Annotated in this window: 12 protein-coding genes; 10 read left to right on the top strand and 2 right to left on the bottom strand. The window is 57.6% G+C overall.

Annotation, left to right across the window (positions count from 1 at the left end; translation table 11 throughout):
- The first annotated feature begins 234 nt into the window (after positions 1 to 234).
- The 3 genes from ACOYXJ_RS24995 (at position 235) to pgm (ending at position 4,900) form a co-directional block, all read left to right on the top strand.
- The gene (locus tag ACOYXJ_RS24995; protein WP_150793368.1) at positions 235 to 1,701 is read left to right on the top strand and encodes a hypothetical protein; all 1,467 of its coding nucleotides are present in this window, start codon (positions 235 to 237) and stop codon (positions 1,699 to 1,701) included.
- 49 nt (positions 1,702 to 1,750) lie between these two features.
- Entirely contained in the window at positions 1,751 to 3,148 is a 1,398-nt protein-coding gene (locus tag ACOYXJ_RS24990) for an aminotransferase-like domain-containing protein (RefSeq protein WP_460372130.1), read from the top strand.
- Positions 3,149 to 3,253: 105 nt separating this feature from the next.
- Positions 3,254 to 4,900 carry a phosphoglucomutase (alpha-D-glucose-1,6-bisphosphate-dependent) gene (pgm, locus tag ACOYXJ_RS24985; RefSeq protein ID WP_457463393.1) on the top strand — a complete coding sequence of 549 codons (1,647 nt, stop codon included), beginning with the start codon at positions 3,254 to 3,256 and terminating at the stop codon, positions 4,898 to 4,900.
- Between the two features lie 69 nt (positions 4,901 to 4,969).
- On the opposite strand, the gene ACOYXJ_RS24980 is transcribed toward pgm, so the two are convergent.
- Positions 4,970 to 5,665 carry a pirin family protein gene (locus ACOYXJ_RS24980; protein ID WP_150793365.1) on the bottom strand — a complete coding sequence of 232 codons (696 nt, stop codon included), beginning with the start codon at positions 5,663 to 5,665 and terminating at the stop codon, positions 4,970 to 4,972.
- A gap of 277 nt (positions 5,666 to 5,942) precedes the next feature.
- On the opposite strand from ACOYXJ_RS24980, the gene ACOYXJ_RS24975 reads away from it, so the two are divergent.
- A complete protein-coding gene (locus tag ACOYXJ_RS24975; protein ID WP_460372128.1) occupies positions 5,943 to 8,417 on the top strand; it encodes a UvrD-helicase domain-containing protein in 2,475 nt (824 codons plus the stop codon).
- Between the two features lie 49 nt (positions 8,418 to 8,466).
- Here the strand turns inward: ACOYXJ_RS24975 and ACOYXJ_RS24970 are convergent, their stop codons facing one another.
- Positions 8,467 to 8,739, bottom strand: a complete 273-nt coding sequence (locus ACOYXJ_RS24970; protein WP_025109621.1) for a DUF1652 domain-containing protein — start codon at positions 8,737 to 8,739, stop codon at positions 8,467 to 8,469.
- A gap of 263 nt (positions 8,740 to 9,002) precedes the next feature.
- Here ACOYXJ_RS24970 and ACOYXJ_RS24965 point away from each other — a divergent pair, with 263 nt between their 5' ends.
- From ACOYXJ_RS24965 to ACOYXJ_RS24940, 6 genes are all read left to right on the top strand, one after another.
- Positions 9,003 to 9,818, top strand: a complete 816-nt coding sequence (locus tag ACOYXJ_RS24965; protein ID WP_460372126.1) for a helix-turn-helix domain-containing protein — start codon at positions 9,003 to 9,005, stop codon at positions 9,816 to 9,818.
- 52 nt (positions 9,819 to 9,870) lie between these two features.
- On the top strand, positions 9,871 to 11,277 hold the full coding sequence (locus tag ACOYXJ_RS24960; RefSeq protein ID WP_460372124.1) for an NAD(P)/FAD-dependent oxidoreductase: 1,407 nt from the start codon (positions 9,871 to 9,873) through the stop codon (positions 11,275 to 11,277).
- Positions 11,278 to 11,306: 29 nt separating this feature from the next.
- Positions 11,307 to 11,651 (top strand): cupin domain-containing protein, encoded by a 345-nt coding sequence (locus ACOYXJ_RS24955; RefSeq protein WP_460372122.1) that lies wholly within the window; start codon positions 11,307 to 11,309, stop codon positions 11,649 to 11,651.
- A gap of 59 nt (positions 11,652 to 11,710) precedes the next feature.
- The gene (locus tag ACOYXJ_RS24950) at positions 11,711 to 12,796 is read left to right on the top strand and encodes a polyamine ABC transporter substrate-binding protein (RefSeq protein WP_460372120.1); all 1,086 of its coding nucleotides are present in this window, start codon (positions 11,711 to 11,713) and stop codon (positions 12,794 to 12,796) included.
- Positions 12,797 to 13,261: 465 nt separating this feature from the next.
- Positions 13,262 to 14,707: a serralysin family metalloprotease gene (locus tag ACOYXJ_RS24945; protein ID WP_150793359.1), complete on the top strand. Its 1,446-nt coding sequence runs from the start codon at positions 13,262 to 13,264 to the stop codon at positions 14,705 to 14,707.
- Positions 14,708 to 14,800: 93 nt separating this feature from the next.
- The gene (locus ACOYXJ_RS24940) at positions 14,801 to 15,223 is read left to right on the top strand and encodes an AprI/Inh family metalloprotease inhibitor (RefSeq protein WP_460372118.1); all 423 of its coding nucleotides are present in this window, start codon (positions 14,801 to 14,803) and stop codon (positions 15,221 to 15,223) included.
- The last annotated feature ends 164 nt before the right edge of the window (positions 15,224 to 15,387 follow it).

Raw genomic sequence — 15,387 nt, 5'->3', positions numbered from 1 at the left:
CGTGGGATGTTGTGGGAAGTTTCCTAGGAAGATTTAATTCTAGAAAATCCCTAGCAATTACAGAGGGTTGACACTGACTTTCGGTGACAGGCTGGCTTTCTTGAACTCAAGTGTTTCAAATAACTACAATTTTGTAAGTGTTAGCATTTGAGCGTCTATTACTTATTGATGAATTGTCGTGCGGCTAATGTTTTGTCTGCATGCCATGAAACTTTTGATACCGGGTAAATACCGATGAGCACTATCCATGATCAGGCAATGAATTACGTCTACCAGCAAGTCTTGCAGCGTCTGCTGAGTTTCTTCTCTCGCGCAGAGCGCACGGCATTGCAGTTGCTGATCCAGCGGCTGGCCGTCGCTGCGGGCGGCATGGAGAACATCGGTCATTTCAAAGTGCTGGTGAACCAGTCCGGGGCGCGTGACAGCTGTTATACGCTGGCTTTGTTGCGGGCTGCGCAGCTGACTATCGCCGGACGGGCCCCCGCAACCTTTCAATTGCGTGTAGCGACCCTGCGTTGGAATGGCAACACTCAAACGGCACTGCAGAACATGCATCGCAGCTTCAGTGCGCTGTTCCTGTATGACGATCCTCGGGTCGAGCTGATGATGGTCGATCATCGCCAGGTTTTGCCGTTCGACCATCAGGCACCACTCAGCGACGAGGGGCGTGAAGCCCATCGCGTGAACTTGCTGGTGCTTGGTCATCGCCGAACGTTCAACGAACCGCTCGAATTGTGGGATGACGCCTACCTGGCTACCGCTGAGTTCTACGGTCAGATCGCTCGCTGGAACAGTGGTGTTGATGCAATGATCGGTAGCGAGCCCCCACAGCGCCAGAAGCACTTCCTCGACGGATTGAGTCGAGCAGTACAGAAAGCGGCGATCTCCGGACCACTGCTCAATACCTCGGGCTTTGAAATGCTGTTCCCTGTGCTCGATGGCCTGGGAGGTGATTATTATCGCGAGTTCTACACCGACGAAGATCGTGTGACGTGGCGGCCTGAAGGGCAGTTCGAGGCCTGTCGGCGTACCGGTTTCATCAATATCAACGACATGATCGTCGGCAAACTGGAAGAGCGCTGGCCTTTGCTCAGCGACTTTCTGGGATTCCAGGCAAATGACCAGAGCCTTTATCAAAATGACGACGAATACGCAGAGCCCCTGGTCGCGGCGCATTTGCGTGGTTTGCAGACGCAGTTCATCGAAGGTCGCACGTATGAGGATGGAATCGGCAAATACCTGCAGAACCGGTTGATGGAGATGCGGCGCAAGCAGGTGCCCGAACCGCTGTGCGAACAGTTGCTCAGCAGTTTTGGTGACCTTGAAGATCCCAAGCACTTGCGCATGCAGGCAGAGGCCAGTTTGCTGGCCAGTTTCGATCTGAACGAAGCGCAGTTGACGTGTCTGTTGTTTGCACCGTTTATAGATAGCGGTGCCGGGCTCGAAAGGTTCCTGCGCAATTGTCATCCCGGGATGTTGGTGGCAATGCCTGATCTGCATCGGGCCATGCAGGGCCTCAATGCGCCGGAACAGGTCCTGAAGTGGATGACCGATGTCAGCGGTTTGCCGGTCGCGATGATTGTTCGTCTTTACGCAACGGGGCCCATTCGCATGCCGGCAACCAGCGAAGGCGCTGCGGATGACGCAAATCTGAACGAGGCGGGGCGCGGGGCGACAGTCGATCGGTCGGCGGAAGGCTGAACGTGAGCCATCTCCCAGTTTTTGTATCCCGGCCAATGGCTGCGGGGTCGTGAAGGCTCAGGAAACCGACTTCGTTTATCAGGCGGTTTACCGCTACCTGACGCAACTGATCGACGAAGCGGGGAGCAGTTCGGCGGTGCGCCTGCCTTCGTTGCGGCAGTTGGCTGACCGACTGAATGTGTCCATTTCGACCGTTCAGTACGCCTATGCACTGCTGGAAAAGGAAAACAGGGTTTATTCGATCGCCAAGTCCGGGTATTACGCCCAGGCGCTACCCACGATCGAGTTGCCCGGTAGTGGCAATGATTTACTTGAGACGGTCTACGTCAACGCCCGCCGCCCGGGAATGTGTGTGTTGAGCGCCGACGATCCGGCGACCTTGCAACCGCTGGACAGTCCGCTGTTGATGCTTGAGCGGGAACTGCTGCGGCAATATCCCCGACAGCCACAATTGCTGTTGCAACCTTGCGGTGATCTGGAACTGCGCACAGTGCTTGCGGCGCGCTACACCTCGTCAACGACGAATTGCTGGCATGCGGATGATGTCTATGTCGGTGCCGATCTACGCGGTGTGCTGGAGATACTCATCTCCGTGCTTGAGTTGCGCGGCGCCACGGTAGTGGTTGAATCGCCCTGTGACTGGATAATCCTGCGTCTGCTGGAAACTGCCGGGGTGCGGGTCATCGAGTTGCCGCTGCTGGAGGGGGGAGTGATCGATCCGCAACGGCTGGAGTCATTGCTTAAAAGCGAGCCGGTGCGATTGATTCTTCTGTCCTCGGTATTGAGCATGCCGCACGGTAGCCTGCTGTCTCAGGCCAATCGGCAAACGGTTGCACATTTGCTCGGGTGTCATGGCACCTGGGTGCTGGAAAACGACTGCTACAGCGAACTCGACGAAGCAGTCGGCACCGATCGCTTGCGCGACTGGCTGGACCCTGATCGTTTGTTGATATTTTCAACGTTCGAGAAATTTATCGGTGCGGAGGCTCCTTTTGGTTATGTCCTGTCACACCATTGGCGAAGTGAGCTGCAGCGCCACTTTCTGCTGCGAGCATTTCGCTTGTCGCCTATTCGCCAGAAGGCAATTGCCAGGCTGTTGGCTGGCGGTCGCCTGGATCAGCACTTGTCCGTACTCAGACGTATGCTCAGAGAGCGCCGCACGCCCCTGATTCAGCTACTGCGCGAGCGTCTGGGCGATGTATTGCAGGTTGTCGAGCCGCAGGGAGGGGCGACAATCTGGGCGCGCTCACTACGTCCGGTGGATATGGGGAACGTTTTTCATCGCCTGCTCAAGCAACAGATCATTATTGCGCCTGGTGAGTTGTTCAGTCTGCAAGGGTTGCATACGCACCATTTGCGTTTGAGCCCGCTGTTCAATGGTGACCATGACTTGGTCAGCGTCGCCGGGTTGCTGGGCGAAGCGTTGCGGCTGGCGCCGTCAGACTAACGTTAAAAAACATCGGAAGTGCCGCGGATAGATACCATCGCGCTGCGGTCAAACTGCCAGTAAACTGCGCTCTATTCCTGAACCACTCTATTTCAGAGGTTTTGCATGACACTCAGTCCTTTTGCGGGCAAACCGGCACCGGCAGAATTGTTGGTCGATATCCCGCGACTGGTAACGGCTTATTACACCGGTCAGCCTGACGCTTCCATTTCCACGCAACGTGTGGCGTTCGGTACTTCCGGGCATCGGGGCAGTTCCTTCGACTTGAGTTTCAATGAATGGCATGTTCTGGCCATCAGTCAGGCGATCTGTCTGTACCGTGAAGCCCAAGGGATCACCGGACCGCTGTTTGTCGGCATCGACACACACGCACTGTCGACCCCGGCCGGGGCCAGCGCGCTGGAAGTATTGGCGGCCAACGGTGTGACTGTAATGATCGCCGAAGGGGATGAATACACGCCAACGCCCGCTATTTCCCACGCCATTCTGTGCTACAACCGTGGCCGTACTTCGGGCCTGGCCGATGGCGTTGTCATCACGCCGTCGCACAACCCGCCGCAAAGCGGTGGCTACAAATACAACCCAACCAACGGCGGCCCGGCCGACACCCACATCACCAAGTGGATCGAAGCCAAGGCCAACGAACTGCTGGCCAATAAGCTGGCAGGGGTTAAACGCATCAGCTACGAGCAAGCCCTCAAGGCCAGCACCACCCATCGTCACGACTACGTAAACACCTACGTGGCCGACCTGATCAACGTGATCGACTTCGACGCCATTCGTGACGCCAAACTGCGTCTGGGCGTTGATCCGCTGGGTGGAGCAGGGGTGCGCTACTGGTCGGCAATTGCCGAGCATTACCGTCTGGACCTGGACGTGGTGAACAAGGAGGTCGATTCGACCTTCCGTTTCATGACCGTCGACTGGGATGGCCAGATTCGTATGGACCCATCGTCGAGCCACGCGATGCAGGGTCTGATCGGCCTGAAAGAGCGCTTCGATGTCGCTTTCGCCTGCGACCCCGATCACGACCGCCACGGCATCGTGACGCCGTCCGGTGGTTTGCTCGCGCCGAACAACTATCTGGCGGTGTCGATCGATTACCTGTTCCAGAACCGCCCGCAGTGGCGCGCGGATGCTGGCGTGGGTAAAACCGTGGTCAGCAGTGGTTTGATCGATCGCGTCGCCAAGCGTCTGGGTCGTCGTCTGTACGAAGTCCCGGTCGGTTTCAAATGGTTCGCTGACGGCCTGTTCGATGGTTCGTTGGGTTTCGGCGGTGAAGAGAGTGCTGGCGCATCCTTCCTGCGTAAGGACGGTGGCGTGTGGAGCACTGACAAGGACGGTTTGATCCCGGCCTTACTTGCCGCCGAAATGACCGCACGCACCGGTCGCGATCCGAGCCAGGCCTACAAGGCATTGACCGATGAGCTGGGCGAACCGTTCTCGGTACGCGTCGACGCCAAGGCCAATCCGGAGCAGAAAGCACTGCTGAGCAAGCTGTCGCCTGCCCAGGTCACTTCGACCGAACTGGCCGGCGAGAAAATCCAGAGCATTCTCAGCCATGCACCGGGCAATGATCAGGCGATTGGCGGTCTTAAGGTGATGACGGAAAACGGCTGGTTCGCCGCGCGTCCGTCGGGCACCGAAGACATCTACAAGATCTACGCCGAAAGCTTTATCAGTGACGACCACCTCAAGCAACTGGTCGTCGAAGCGCAGACGTTGGTGGATGGCGCCATCTCCAGCAAGTGATGCTCGCAAGCGCATGAAAAAAGGGGCAACCGAGATGGTTGCCCCTTTTTTTGCCTGCTATTCAAGCGATCAAGCCAGATCCACCAGGACGATTTCGCTGTCCTCGATGGCCGTAACGCTCAGTACGCGCTCATGCGCCACTGCCACACCGTCTCGAGCTTGTGCGCGCAAGCCGTTGACTTCAATCGCGCCGGTGGCCGGCACCAAGTACGCACGACGGCCTTCATCCAGATGATACTCCGCGGTTTCACCCGCCTTGAGATTGGCCGCGACCAACCTTGCATCGGCACGAATCCGCAGGCTTTGGTCATCGCCATCCTTGCCGCTGGCCAAGGTGACAAAGCCTTCACGCAGGCCTTTCGGAAATGGTTTCGCACCCCACGATGGCGGGGCGCCGGTTTCCGTCGGCAGAATCCAGATCTGGAAGATCTTGGTGTCTTTCGCTTCCAGGTTGTATTCGCTGTGAGCAATGCCGGTGCCGGCGCTCATTACCTGGACGTCGCCAGCCTCGGTGCGGCCCTTGTTGCCCAGATTGTCCTGGTGAGTAATCGCGCCTTCCCGGACATAGGTGATGATTTCCATGTCGCGGTGCGGGTGCTGCGGGAAGCCGGTGCCCGCCGCGATCACGTCGTCGTTCCACACCCGCAAGTTGCCCCAGCTCATGCGCTGCGGGTCGTAGTACTCGGCGAACGAAAAGTGGTGATGGGCATCCAACCAGCCGTGATGGGCACCGCCCAGCGAGCTGAAGGGTCTGAGTTCAAGCATGATCGTCTCCTGAAAAGGTTCGTCATTGGGCGTGATGAGTTGCACCCGACGCGATACCGGTGGTTTATGACGGCGATCATCTATCAGTCAACTATCGATAAAAAGCGTAAAAAGTGCGGCATTACCATCGAAACGACTGATAAGAAAAGGCTCGAAAGGATCTCATCCAACCTTCAGTTCATCGCCTAAACCAATGACCTGTAAGCATTTCGCTAGAACTGAGCGGCAAATACAGACACCATAGCCGCCACAGCCTCACACACTGGAGCCCGTCAGCGTGGCGCAACAAACCCCCGATCTTCCTCCCGAACTTCGCCCCTTGGCCGAGATGCCATGGTTCAAACGCCTGGCTGCACGCTTCTTTGGTCACGGTTTGACCCGGCTGCGGGCTCAACACCGAGCATCGTGGTTGCACGGTCAGGCAGACGGATTCCGCAGCGGGCATACCGCTGGTGTCGAATATGGCTTTAACGAGGGCAAACTTGAGGGGCTGGAAGAGGGCCGTCAGGTGCTGCTGATCCGTGACAGTCGCAACACCGAGCATCGCCCGCCCAGTGTCGATAATCACCTGTTTGACGATTGGCGCCTGCCGCTGACGGGCGAGCTGAAAAAGCGCATGAAGGCCGATGTCGCCCGTTTGTTGCCTGAGCACGCTCAGCCAAGCGCCGCGCAGTGGAAGATGATTTTCAGCGAAACCCCGTCAACCTCAGTGGTTGCAGGCGCAGGCGCGGGCAAATCCACCACGCTGGTACTGCGCATTCTATTGCTCCACCACTATCTGGGCTTTGAACTGGATTCGATGACCGTGGTGACGTTTACCCGCGAGTCGCGCAAGGATTTCATAAACAAGCTGATCGAACTGTTCGCACTCTGGGGCCAGACGCTGAATCTGCGCCAGGCGCGCGAACTGGTGCGTACCTTCCACTCGCGCATTCTGCCGATGGTGCGCAGCTTGCCGGGTTTCGAACGCTTGCAGGCTTTTGAAAACCTCAGCCATCGAGCACAAGGTGCTGAGGAGGAGGTCGACAGTAACCCGTTCGACCTGCGCATCAACGACGTGCAACGTCAGCAACTCAACGCCTGTTATCACCGCTTGTTCAACGAGGACGAGCGTTTCCGTCAATTGATTCAGCCACTGTCGCGCGCCGGTTTACAGCTCAAGGAGCTGGAGCGTGATCATCCGGACGTGCAAAAGCGCGTCGCGGTAACGGAGCTGGCTTCGCGGCGCGACGAAGAACTGTGCGATGCCATCGAAGACTTGTGGTTCCGCGCTGGCGCGTGGCCGATCAAGGGCATTGAGCCGAACCGGCAGAGTTTCGATATCAACGGCGCAAAATTTCATTGCCATGGCTATATTCCGAGCCTTGATGCCTGGGTGGTGCTCGGCTTCGATCCGCGGGAAAATCCGCAGCTGAGCCGGCCAAATGCCAAGCTCAGCGTGCGCGCTGAGTGGGCAGTCAAGCGCACCCTGTTTCAAGCTTTCTGTCGTAAGCCTTTGATTTGGCTGGACAGTTACGAGTCATCGAAGCGCGTTCTGGCAACATTAGCGGGTGATGCCAGCGCCGGGCCGGGCTTTGATTACAAGGTCAAAGGTGAACTGGCTTCCGCGCCGTTGCTCGACTGTTTCGTGGCGGCAGCGGGCTTCATCGAGAACCTTGGCCTGGACGTGCCTGATGCGGTCGGTCGCATGAGTTTTGCCAAAGACGATCCTGACCGTTTCTTCTTTGAGGCCCTGAGTCTGTTCTGGCGGGCATTTGAAGATCATCTGCTGGATCAGAAACCGCCGATCATGACCTACAACCGGATGTTCGCGCTGTTCAGCGAACACTCGCCGGAGAACCTCAAGCTGTTGAGCGATGAGTTGCTCCGGCCGCTGTCGCACCTGATGATCGATGAGTTTCAGGACGTATCGCCGCAGATCGTTTCGTGGATTCGTGCCAGCCTCACGGAAATTCGCAGCCGTGGCCCGGCCATGCACGTCGGGCGGGGCGCGCAGCGTTCATCGCTGCTGTGCGTCGGCGATGACTGGCAGTCGATTTACGGTTGGCGCGGCAGCTCGCCGAGCTATTTCATGGCGTTCGACAAAGAGTTCTCATCGCCGAGCACCACGCGGGTGATGCTCAGTGACAACTACCGCAGCCATCAGCACATCATCGACGCCGCTGAGCACATCGTCCGCGGCGCACCGGCGATCCCGGGCAAAAAAGCCAAAGCCAGCGGCGCAGCCCAGCCACTGCAACCGGTCAATGTAATGGAGCGCGACGATCAGGCCTTGGGGCAACGCCTCGCCGAGCACTACCGCCAAGGCCATTCAATCTTGATGCTTTATCGAAAAAGCAGCGATAAGTCGTTGATTCAAGAGCATATTCAGTCTGTAGTTAATGTGGATTCGAGCTTGCCATACGAAGCGCGGCGTCTGAAACAACTGACCTACCACAGCGCCAAAGGCTTGCAGGCGGATGCGGTGTTTTTGCTCGGTGACTGCCAGCATCTCACCAGTTCGCCCTACAAGAACCAGGTCTACCGCATGGCAGGATTGGGTAAGTCGGGCGACAGTGAGCCGTACGACAGTGCGCAAAGGGACGAGATCCTGCGCCTGGCCTATGTCGGTATCACGCGGGCTGTCAGTCATTGCTACTGGTATGTCGAACCGCAGGAGGCGCAAGCGGTGAACATGCCCCGGGCGTCCGATCGGGTGGCCAAGGGCAAGCCATTCTTCGTTGATCACCGCACCGCCAAGCAAACCGCGTGAGCACAAAAAAGCCCGCATCGATGCGGGCTTTTCGTTTTAAATCATAAGCTTATGCATAACTCTTGAGAGACTCCGGAGGAATGAACGCTTCCAGCTCATCCTCCACAGCCTCGATGATTCGCTCGACATCCGCTGCATTCATCACCGTCGCGCACGGGATCCCGGCGATGGCGATCATGGTTTCGCCGCTGGCACGATCGAACAGTCGGGCGATCATGCTGCCCGGCGCGTCCATCGTTGCTTCAAACCCCATCGGATGAAAATGCCAGCGCATCAACTGGCATGCATTGGGGAACGTGACTTTGCTTGACCCTTTATTCATATGTTGCCCGCCTTCTTCATCGAGCGCTTCCGTTTGCTCATGTTAGGTGGGAAGAGCCTTCATTGGCTCAACCGGTGACTGACATTAAAAGTAGCATCTGCATGTGAAATTCCTGTGAGATTTTTCAGTTCATTTTGCGATTGCTTCGTATTTTTTGATGTAAGTCACGGCCTACGCAATCGTCGCCAAAGTGCCACTACTGATTAGCCATTGAAGCCCGCGCCGAACTTCGGCAAGCTCGGTTCTTTTTCGCCGAGCCTCTTATGCACGCCGACGACGACGGCCCAGAACAGACCCAGGCCACGGCGGCCACGGTCATGCGCTATCACCTGAGCTGGAAGCACCGCGACCTCGACAGTGTCATGGCGCTGTACCACCCGGACATCCAGTACAACGATTTCTTCCAGAACCGCGTGCTCGGTCTCGATGAGTTGCGTGAATACGTGCGCGTGAGCATGCCGCGCGAATCCGACGAAGCGCTCGAGCATTGCGACCGCATTCGCGTCGATGGCAACACCGCGTTCATCCAATATGAAGTGACGCTGCGCGGTGGTGAAGGGTTGGTGTCGTTTCGTTCCAGCGAAGCGATCACGGTCAGGGACGGGCTGATCTGGCGCGTCAATGAATACGCTTCATTGGTGCGCGCGCAGTCCGCCAGCACAACGGTATCCAGTCAGCGTCCAGCGGCCAGCCGCCTGGGCCTGTCGCCGCGCCAGTTGAGCTTTATGGCTGAAGACCTGCAGCAGTATTTCGAAAAGCAGCAGCCGTACCTCGATCCCGAACTTGATTTGCAGCGGGTGGCGAAAGAGTGCGGGTACAGCCGCAATCAGATTTCCTATCTGCTCAATCAGGTACTCGGGCAAAGCTTCTATCGCTATGTCAATCAGGCGCGCCTGCAACATCTGCTGCGCTCGCTGGATAACGCCACGCCGCCGCTGCGCATCGATGAGCTGGCGTTCGCCGCCGGTTTCAACTCGTTGTCGGCGTTCTACAGCTGTTTCCGCCAGCACACCGGCCAGTCGCCCAAGGCCTACGCGAAACAAATTTCTTTGCGGGCACGCGCGCAAGACATCGACTGAACACAGCCACTAGGATCGACGCCATCGAAGGTTTTCAGTGGCGGAGTCTTGCATGCCGGCGTGGCGCACTATCAGTTTGTGGATGGATCAACTCGATGAGCCGCTGACCGCGCGGCCCGAGCTTGAGCGAGATCTGGACGTCGACGTAGCGATCATCGGCGCCGGTTACACCGGATTGTGGACGGCGTACTACCTGAAGAAACTCGCGCCGGGTCTCGACATCGCGATTGTCGAAGCGCAGACCGCCGGATTTGGCGCCTCTGGGCGTAATGGCGGCTGGCTGATGGGCAACCTGCTCGGCGAGGATCGTCTGCTGGCCGGGTTGTCGCCAGAGCAACGTCGCGCATCATTCGATCTGCTGCACAGCATTCCTGATGAAGTCGAAATCGTCCTCGAACGCGAAGGTATCAACTGCGATTACCGCAAGGGCGGTGTGCTGTATTGCGCGGCGCGTTACCCGGAGCAGGAAACCTCGCTGCGTGAATATCTGGCCAAACTGCACGCCCAGGGCCTCACCGACGACGACTACCGCTGGCTCAGCCCTGGACAACTGGCGCAGCAGATCCGTGTGGCCAAGCCTTATGGCGGGATTTACGCGCCACACGTGGCGACCATCCACCCGGCGAAACTGGTGCGCGGTCTGGCGCGCACCGTGCAGAACATGGGCGTGAAGATCTACGAAAACAGCCCGGTCACGCAATGGCAGTCGGGCAGCTTGCGCACCGCCAAAGCCAGCGTGCGCAGTCGCTGGATCGTGCCGGCCGTTGAAGGTTATTCGGTGACTTTGCCGCCGCTGGGCCGCTATCAATTGCCGGTGCAGAGCCTGATTGTCGCCACCGAACCCTTGTCTGCCGCGACCTGGGACGAAATCGGCCTCAGCCGGGGTCAGGCATTCAGCGAGTTCAGTCGTCAGGTCACCTACGGCCAGCGCAGCGCCGACAACCGTCTGATCTTCGGTGCACGCGGCGGTTATCAGTTTGCCGGCAAGTTGCGGCATAACTTCGATCTGACCCGCGATGAGGTCGAGCTGCGCCGCTATCTGTTCGGCGAACTGTTCCCGCAGCTGAAAAACGTGCAGATCACCCACGCCTGGGGTGGCAACCTTGGCATGTCCCGGCACTTCAAGCCGCACATGCTTTGCGATCGCGCCAACGGTATCGCGCTGTCCGGCGGTTATGGCGGGGAGGGCGTCGGCGCGAGCAATCTCGGCGGCCGCACCTTAGCGGATCTGATTCTCGAGCGCGATACGGAACTGGTTCGCCAGCCATGGGTGCTGCCGGACGGTGGCATTCATGCGCTGCGTGCGTGGGAACCGGAGCCGTGCCGCTGGCTCGGCTACAACGCGATCATCAAAAGTTTTGTCCATGAAGACCAGACCTTGGCCAATCCGGCGACTGCGCCATGGCGGCGCAAGCTCGCCAGCCAGGTCGCGGGGTTCATGGAAGGTTTCATGCACTAAAAGCCGTTAATTAAAAGACAGGTCAGACCATGAGCATTACCCAGTTCAAAAACACCGCAACCCTGCTACTCGATGAATCCAGTCCGGTAGCCGTACCCCTCGGCGAACCGGTGGCGATCGCTTCAACCACCAGCGTCGAGCGCGACGACGGCGTCGAAACCGGCGTCTGGGAATGCACTCCGGGCCGCTGGCGCCGGCAGATCACCGCGCAAGAGTTCTGCCATTTCATTTCCGGGCGTTGCACGTTCACCCCCGACGGTGGCGGCGAAACCCTGCACATACAAGGTGGCGACGCACTGATGTTGCCGGCCAACACGCTCGGTGTCTGGGATATCCAGGAAACCGTGCGCAAGAGCTACGTGCTGATTTTCTGATTGTTTTGATCCTTTGATTGCCTGCCAACAAAAAAGAAAACCCACACAGGAATCGATCCATGATCCGCAAGACCCTCGCTCTGGCACCGCTGATGCTCGCCGTTTCCCTTGCTCAGGCAGCGGAAACGGTCAAGGTTTACAACTGGTCCGACTACATCGCACCGGACACCACCAAGAATTTCCAGAAAGAGACGGGCGTGGGTGTCACCTATGACGTCTACGACAGCAATGAAACCCTCGACGGCAAGTTGATGACCGGAAAATCCGGTTACGACGTGGTGTTTCCGTCCAACCACTTCATGGCCCGGCAGATTCAGGGCGGGGCGCTGAAGAAACTCGACAAGAGTCAGCTGCCGAACTGGAAAAACCTCAATCCGGTGCTGCTCAAAGCCCTGCAGACCAACGACCCGAACAACGAGCACGGCTTCCCGTACCTGTGGGGCAGCACCGGCATCGGCTACAACATCGCCAAAGTCAAAGCCGTGCTTGGCGACAACGCGCCGGTGGATTCCTGGGACCTGATCTTCAAGCCCGAGTACATGGAAAAGCTGCAGAAGTGCGGCGTGGCGATCCTCGACAACGGCCCGGAATTGCTGCCGGCGGCGCTCAATTACCTGGGCTTGCCGCACCACAGCAAAAATCCCGAGGACTATAAAAAAGCCGAAGCGCTGTTGCTGAAGGTGCGGCCGTACGTCAGCTACTTCCACTCGTCGAAATACACCAGTGACCTGGCCAACGGCGATATCTGCGTGGCCGTCGGTTTCTCCGGCGACATCCTGCAGGCCGAGAACCGTGCCAAAGAGGCGAAGAATGGCGTCGACATCGGCTACGCGATCCCCAAGGAAGGCGCGGCGATCTGGTTCGACATGGTCGCCATGCCGGCCGATGCGCCGGACGAAAAGGCCGGTTATGCGTTCATGAACTTCCTGCTGCGCCCGGACGTGATGGCCGGCATCAGTAACTACGTGCACTACGCCAATGGTAACGAGCAGGCCGACAGCCTGATCGACCCGGCGATCAAGAACGACACCAAGGTTTATCCGAGCCCGGAGATGATGGGCAAGCTGTTTGCGCTGGAGGCGATGCCGTTGAACATTGACCGGATCCGCACGCGGGTGTGGAACAAGATTCGGACTGGTAGCTAATCACCCAGGCGTACATAAATCCTTGTGGGAGCGAGCCTGCTCGCGAAAGCGGTCGGTCATTCAACATCAATGTTGTCTGGCCCGACGCCTTCGCGAGCAGGCTCGCTCCCACAACGTTTTCAGCGTTTAACTGGTTGATATCAATACACTGGCATCGCACTAATAAAGTGCGGAAAAGTGAGACGCGCCTAACAAAAAACAACTTACTCATATTTAATATTTAAATAGAAAATCGTCAGACAATTAGGCGAAAGCCGCGCAACTAACATATTCTTTCATCCCCGCACGCTTTGTTTACGGCAGTTTCCCGAAACAGCCCGATTTGATCTCAAAAAAATCCTTTACGGCAGATTTCAAATTGTGTCAGGTTTCTTACGCCTTCATTGGGCGAGTGATAGGACGATCTCGCCAGAGAGAGTCCTATCGGACAAAAACTGTTCCATTGCTAAACAAGGAAGTGTGTTTATGTCGAAAGTTAAAACGAACGCTATTGATACCGCCGAACAGGCTTTCCAGCTGTCAGCCTTCAGCTCGGCGTACAACCAGATCAATAGCTTCAGCCATCAATACGATCGTGGTGGCAACCTCACGGTCAATGGCAAACCCTCCTTCTCCGTCGACCAGGCCGCAACCCAGTTGCTGCGCGACGGCGCTGCCTATCAGGACAAGGATGGCAGCGGCAAGATCGAACTCACCTACACGTTCCTGACTTCGGCATCGTCCAGCACGATGTACAAGCACGGGATCACCGGGTTCAGTCAGTTCAGTGCACAACAGCAAGCCCAGGCCAAGCTCGCCATGCAATCCTGGGCTGACGTGGCCAACGTGACCTTCACCGAGAAAGCCTCGGGCGGTGACGGCCATATGACCTTCGGTAACTACAGCGGCGGCCAGGATGGCGCTGCAGCGTTCGCTTATCTGCCAGGCACCGGCGCCGGTTATGACGGCACTTCGTGGTACCTGATCAACAGTGGCTACACGCAGAACAAGAATCCGGATCTGAACAACTACGGTCGTCAGACCCTGACGCACGAAATCGGCCACAGCCTCGGTCTCGCTCACCCTGGCGACTACAACGCCGGTAATGGCAACCCGACCTACAACGACGCGTCCTACGGGCAAGACACCCGCGGCTACAGCGTCATGAGCTACTGGAGCGAAAGCAACACCAATCAGAACTTCAGCAAGGGCGGCGTCGAAGCTTATTCGTCTGGCCCGCTGATGGACGATATCGCTGCTATCCAGAAGCTCTACGGTGCCAACACCACCACTCGTACCGGTGACACCACCTACGGCTTCAACTCCAACACCGGTCGCGATTTCCTCAGCGCTTCGTCGTCGAGTGACAAAGTGGTGTTCTCGGTGTGGGACGCGGGCGGCAAGGACACTCTGGACTTCTCGGGTTTCACCCAGAACCAGAAAATCAACCTCAATGACGCCTCGTTCTCCGACGTTGGCGGCCTGGTGGGCAACGTGTCCATCGCCAAGGGCGCGATCATCGAGAACGCCATTGGCGGTTCCGGCAGCGATCTGCTGATCGGCAACAGCGTGGCCAACGAACTCAAGGGCGGTGCCGGTAACGACATCCTCTGGGGTGGCGGTGGTGCTGACAAGCTGTGGGGCGGTGCCGGTTCGGACACGTTTGTGTTCGCTGCCAGCTCCGACTCCAAGCCAGGTGCCATCGATCAGATCCTCGATTTCGTCAGCGGTCTGGACAAAATCGATCTGACCGGCATCACCAACGGCGCCGGCCTGCACTTCGTCAGCAGCTTCACCGGTTCCGCCGGTGACGCGATTCTGACGTCGTCGGGCGGCAACAGCCTGCTGTCGGTGGACTTCTCCGGGCACGGCGTGGCTGATTTCCAGGTCAGCACCGTTGGCCAGGCAGCCACCAGCGACATCGTGGCGTGATGTAGCAGTGGAAAGCGGCGTGTGATGCGCCGCCTTCTTTGCTTGCATCGGGTTGGATGGTAAGCAACGCTACACGCCGGAGCGAATATTCCCATGATCAGTAAAGCTTTTACCTACAAGGTGGCGGCGTGGTTTTCGGCGGCGCTCATGATAATTTCAGGAGAAACCAGTATGGCAAGCAGCCTCAGACTCGAAGAACCCTCGATATTTGCGGGGCAATGGCAAGCGACATTATCTACCCGGGATGATGATCGGGAAGCGCAAAAGCAGCAGGACAAGCCTTCGAATACTTGCCTGATCGACCTTGAATCCAATCAGACCTTGGGCAAAGGGGCCGACTGTCTCGGTGCCTGGCTTGAGCAAGCCCCGATCGGTTGGTTTCCCGATCCGGACGGCCTGTCGATTACCGGCAAGGAAGGCTCAAGAATCCAGTTCTTCAGCCGACAACGTGATGGGCTTTATCTGACTACTTTGAAGTCAGGTCTGGTGATTACGCTTGAGCGCGCAGCGCAATAGCCTTGACTATCCAGACGGCGACAAAGTTTTAATATAAAGCGCCACGCTATGGTTATAAGTAACGCTGAGTGGCAACTGCACCGCATTTAATTGCTTGAGTTGTTATGAAAGTGTAAGCGATAGACAAAAAATCAAGTTCCGACGTTGTGCGGTTAATTAATTCG

This window comes from Pseudomonas sp. Tul2A7 (assembly GCF_054790505.1).
The sequence above is the reverse complement of the archived record's forward strand: the minus strand, read 5'-3'. Positions and strand labels throughout refer to the sequence as shown.

What these genes read in the sequence shown, in the direction of transcription:
- ACOYXJ_RS24940 (WP_460372118.1), top strand. Translation starts at nt 14,801, where the DNA reads ATGATCAGTAAAGCTTTTACCTACAAGGTGGCGGCGTGGTTTTCGGCG.
- ACOYXJ_RS24970 (WP_025109621.1), bottom strand. Translation starts at nt 8,739, where the DNA reads ATGAATAAAGGGTCAAGCAAAGTCACGTTCCCCAATGCATGCCAGTTG.
- ACOYXJ_RS24955 (WP_460372122.1), top strand. Translation starts at nt 11,307, where the DNA reads ATGAGCATTACCCAGTTCAAAAACACCGCAACCCTGCTACTCGATGAA.
- ACOYXJ_RS24945 (WP_150793359.1), top strand. Translation starts at nt 13,262, where the DNA reads ATGTCGAAAGTTAAAACGAACGCTATTGATACCGCCGAACAGGCTTTC.
- ACOYXJ_RS24965 (WP_460372126.1), top strand. Translation starts at nt 9,003, where the DNA reads ATGCACGCCGACGACGACGGCCCAGAACAGACCCAGGCCACGGCGGCC.
- ACOYXJ_RS24960 (WP_460372124.1), top strand. Translation starts at nt 9,871, where the DNA reads ATGCCGGCGTGGCGCACTATCAGTTTGTGGATGGATCAACTCGATGAG.
- ACOYXJ_RS24950 (WP_460372120.1), top strand. Translation starts at nt 11,711, where the DNA reads ATGATCCGCAAGACCCTCGCTCTGGCACCGCTGATGCTCGCCGTTTCC.
- ACOYXJ_RS24995 (WP_150793368.1), top strand. Translation starts at nt 235, where the DNA reads ATGAGCACTATCCATGATCAGGCAATGAATTACGTCTACCAGCAAGTC.
- ACOYXJ_RS24980 (WP_150793365.1), bottom strand. Translation starts at nt 5,665, where the DNA reads ATGCTTGAACTCAGACCCTTCAGCTCGCTGGGCGGTGCCCATCACGGC.
- pgm (WP_457463393.1), top strand. Translation starts at nt 3,254, where the DNA reads ATGACACTCAGTCCTTTTGCGGGCAAACCGGCACCGGCAGAATTGTTG.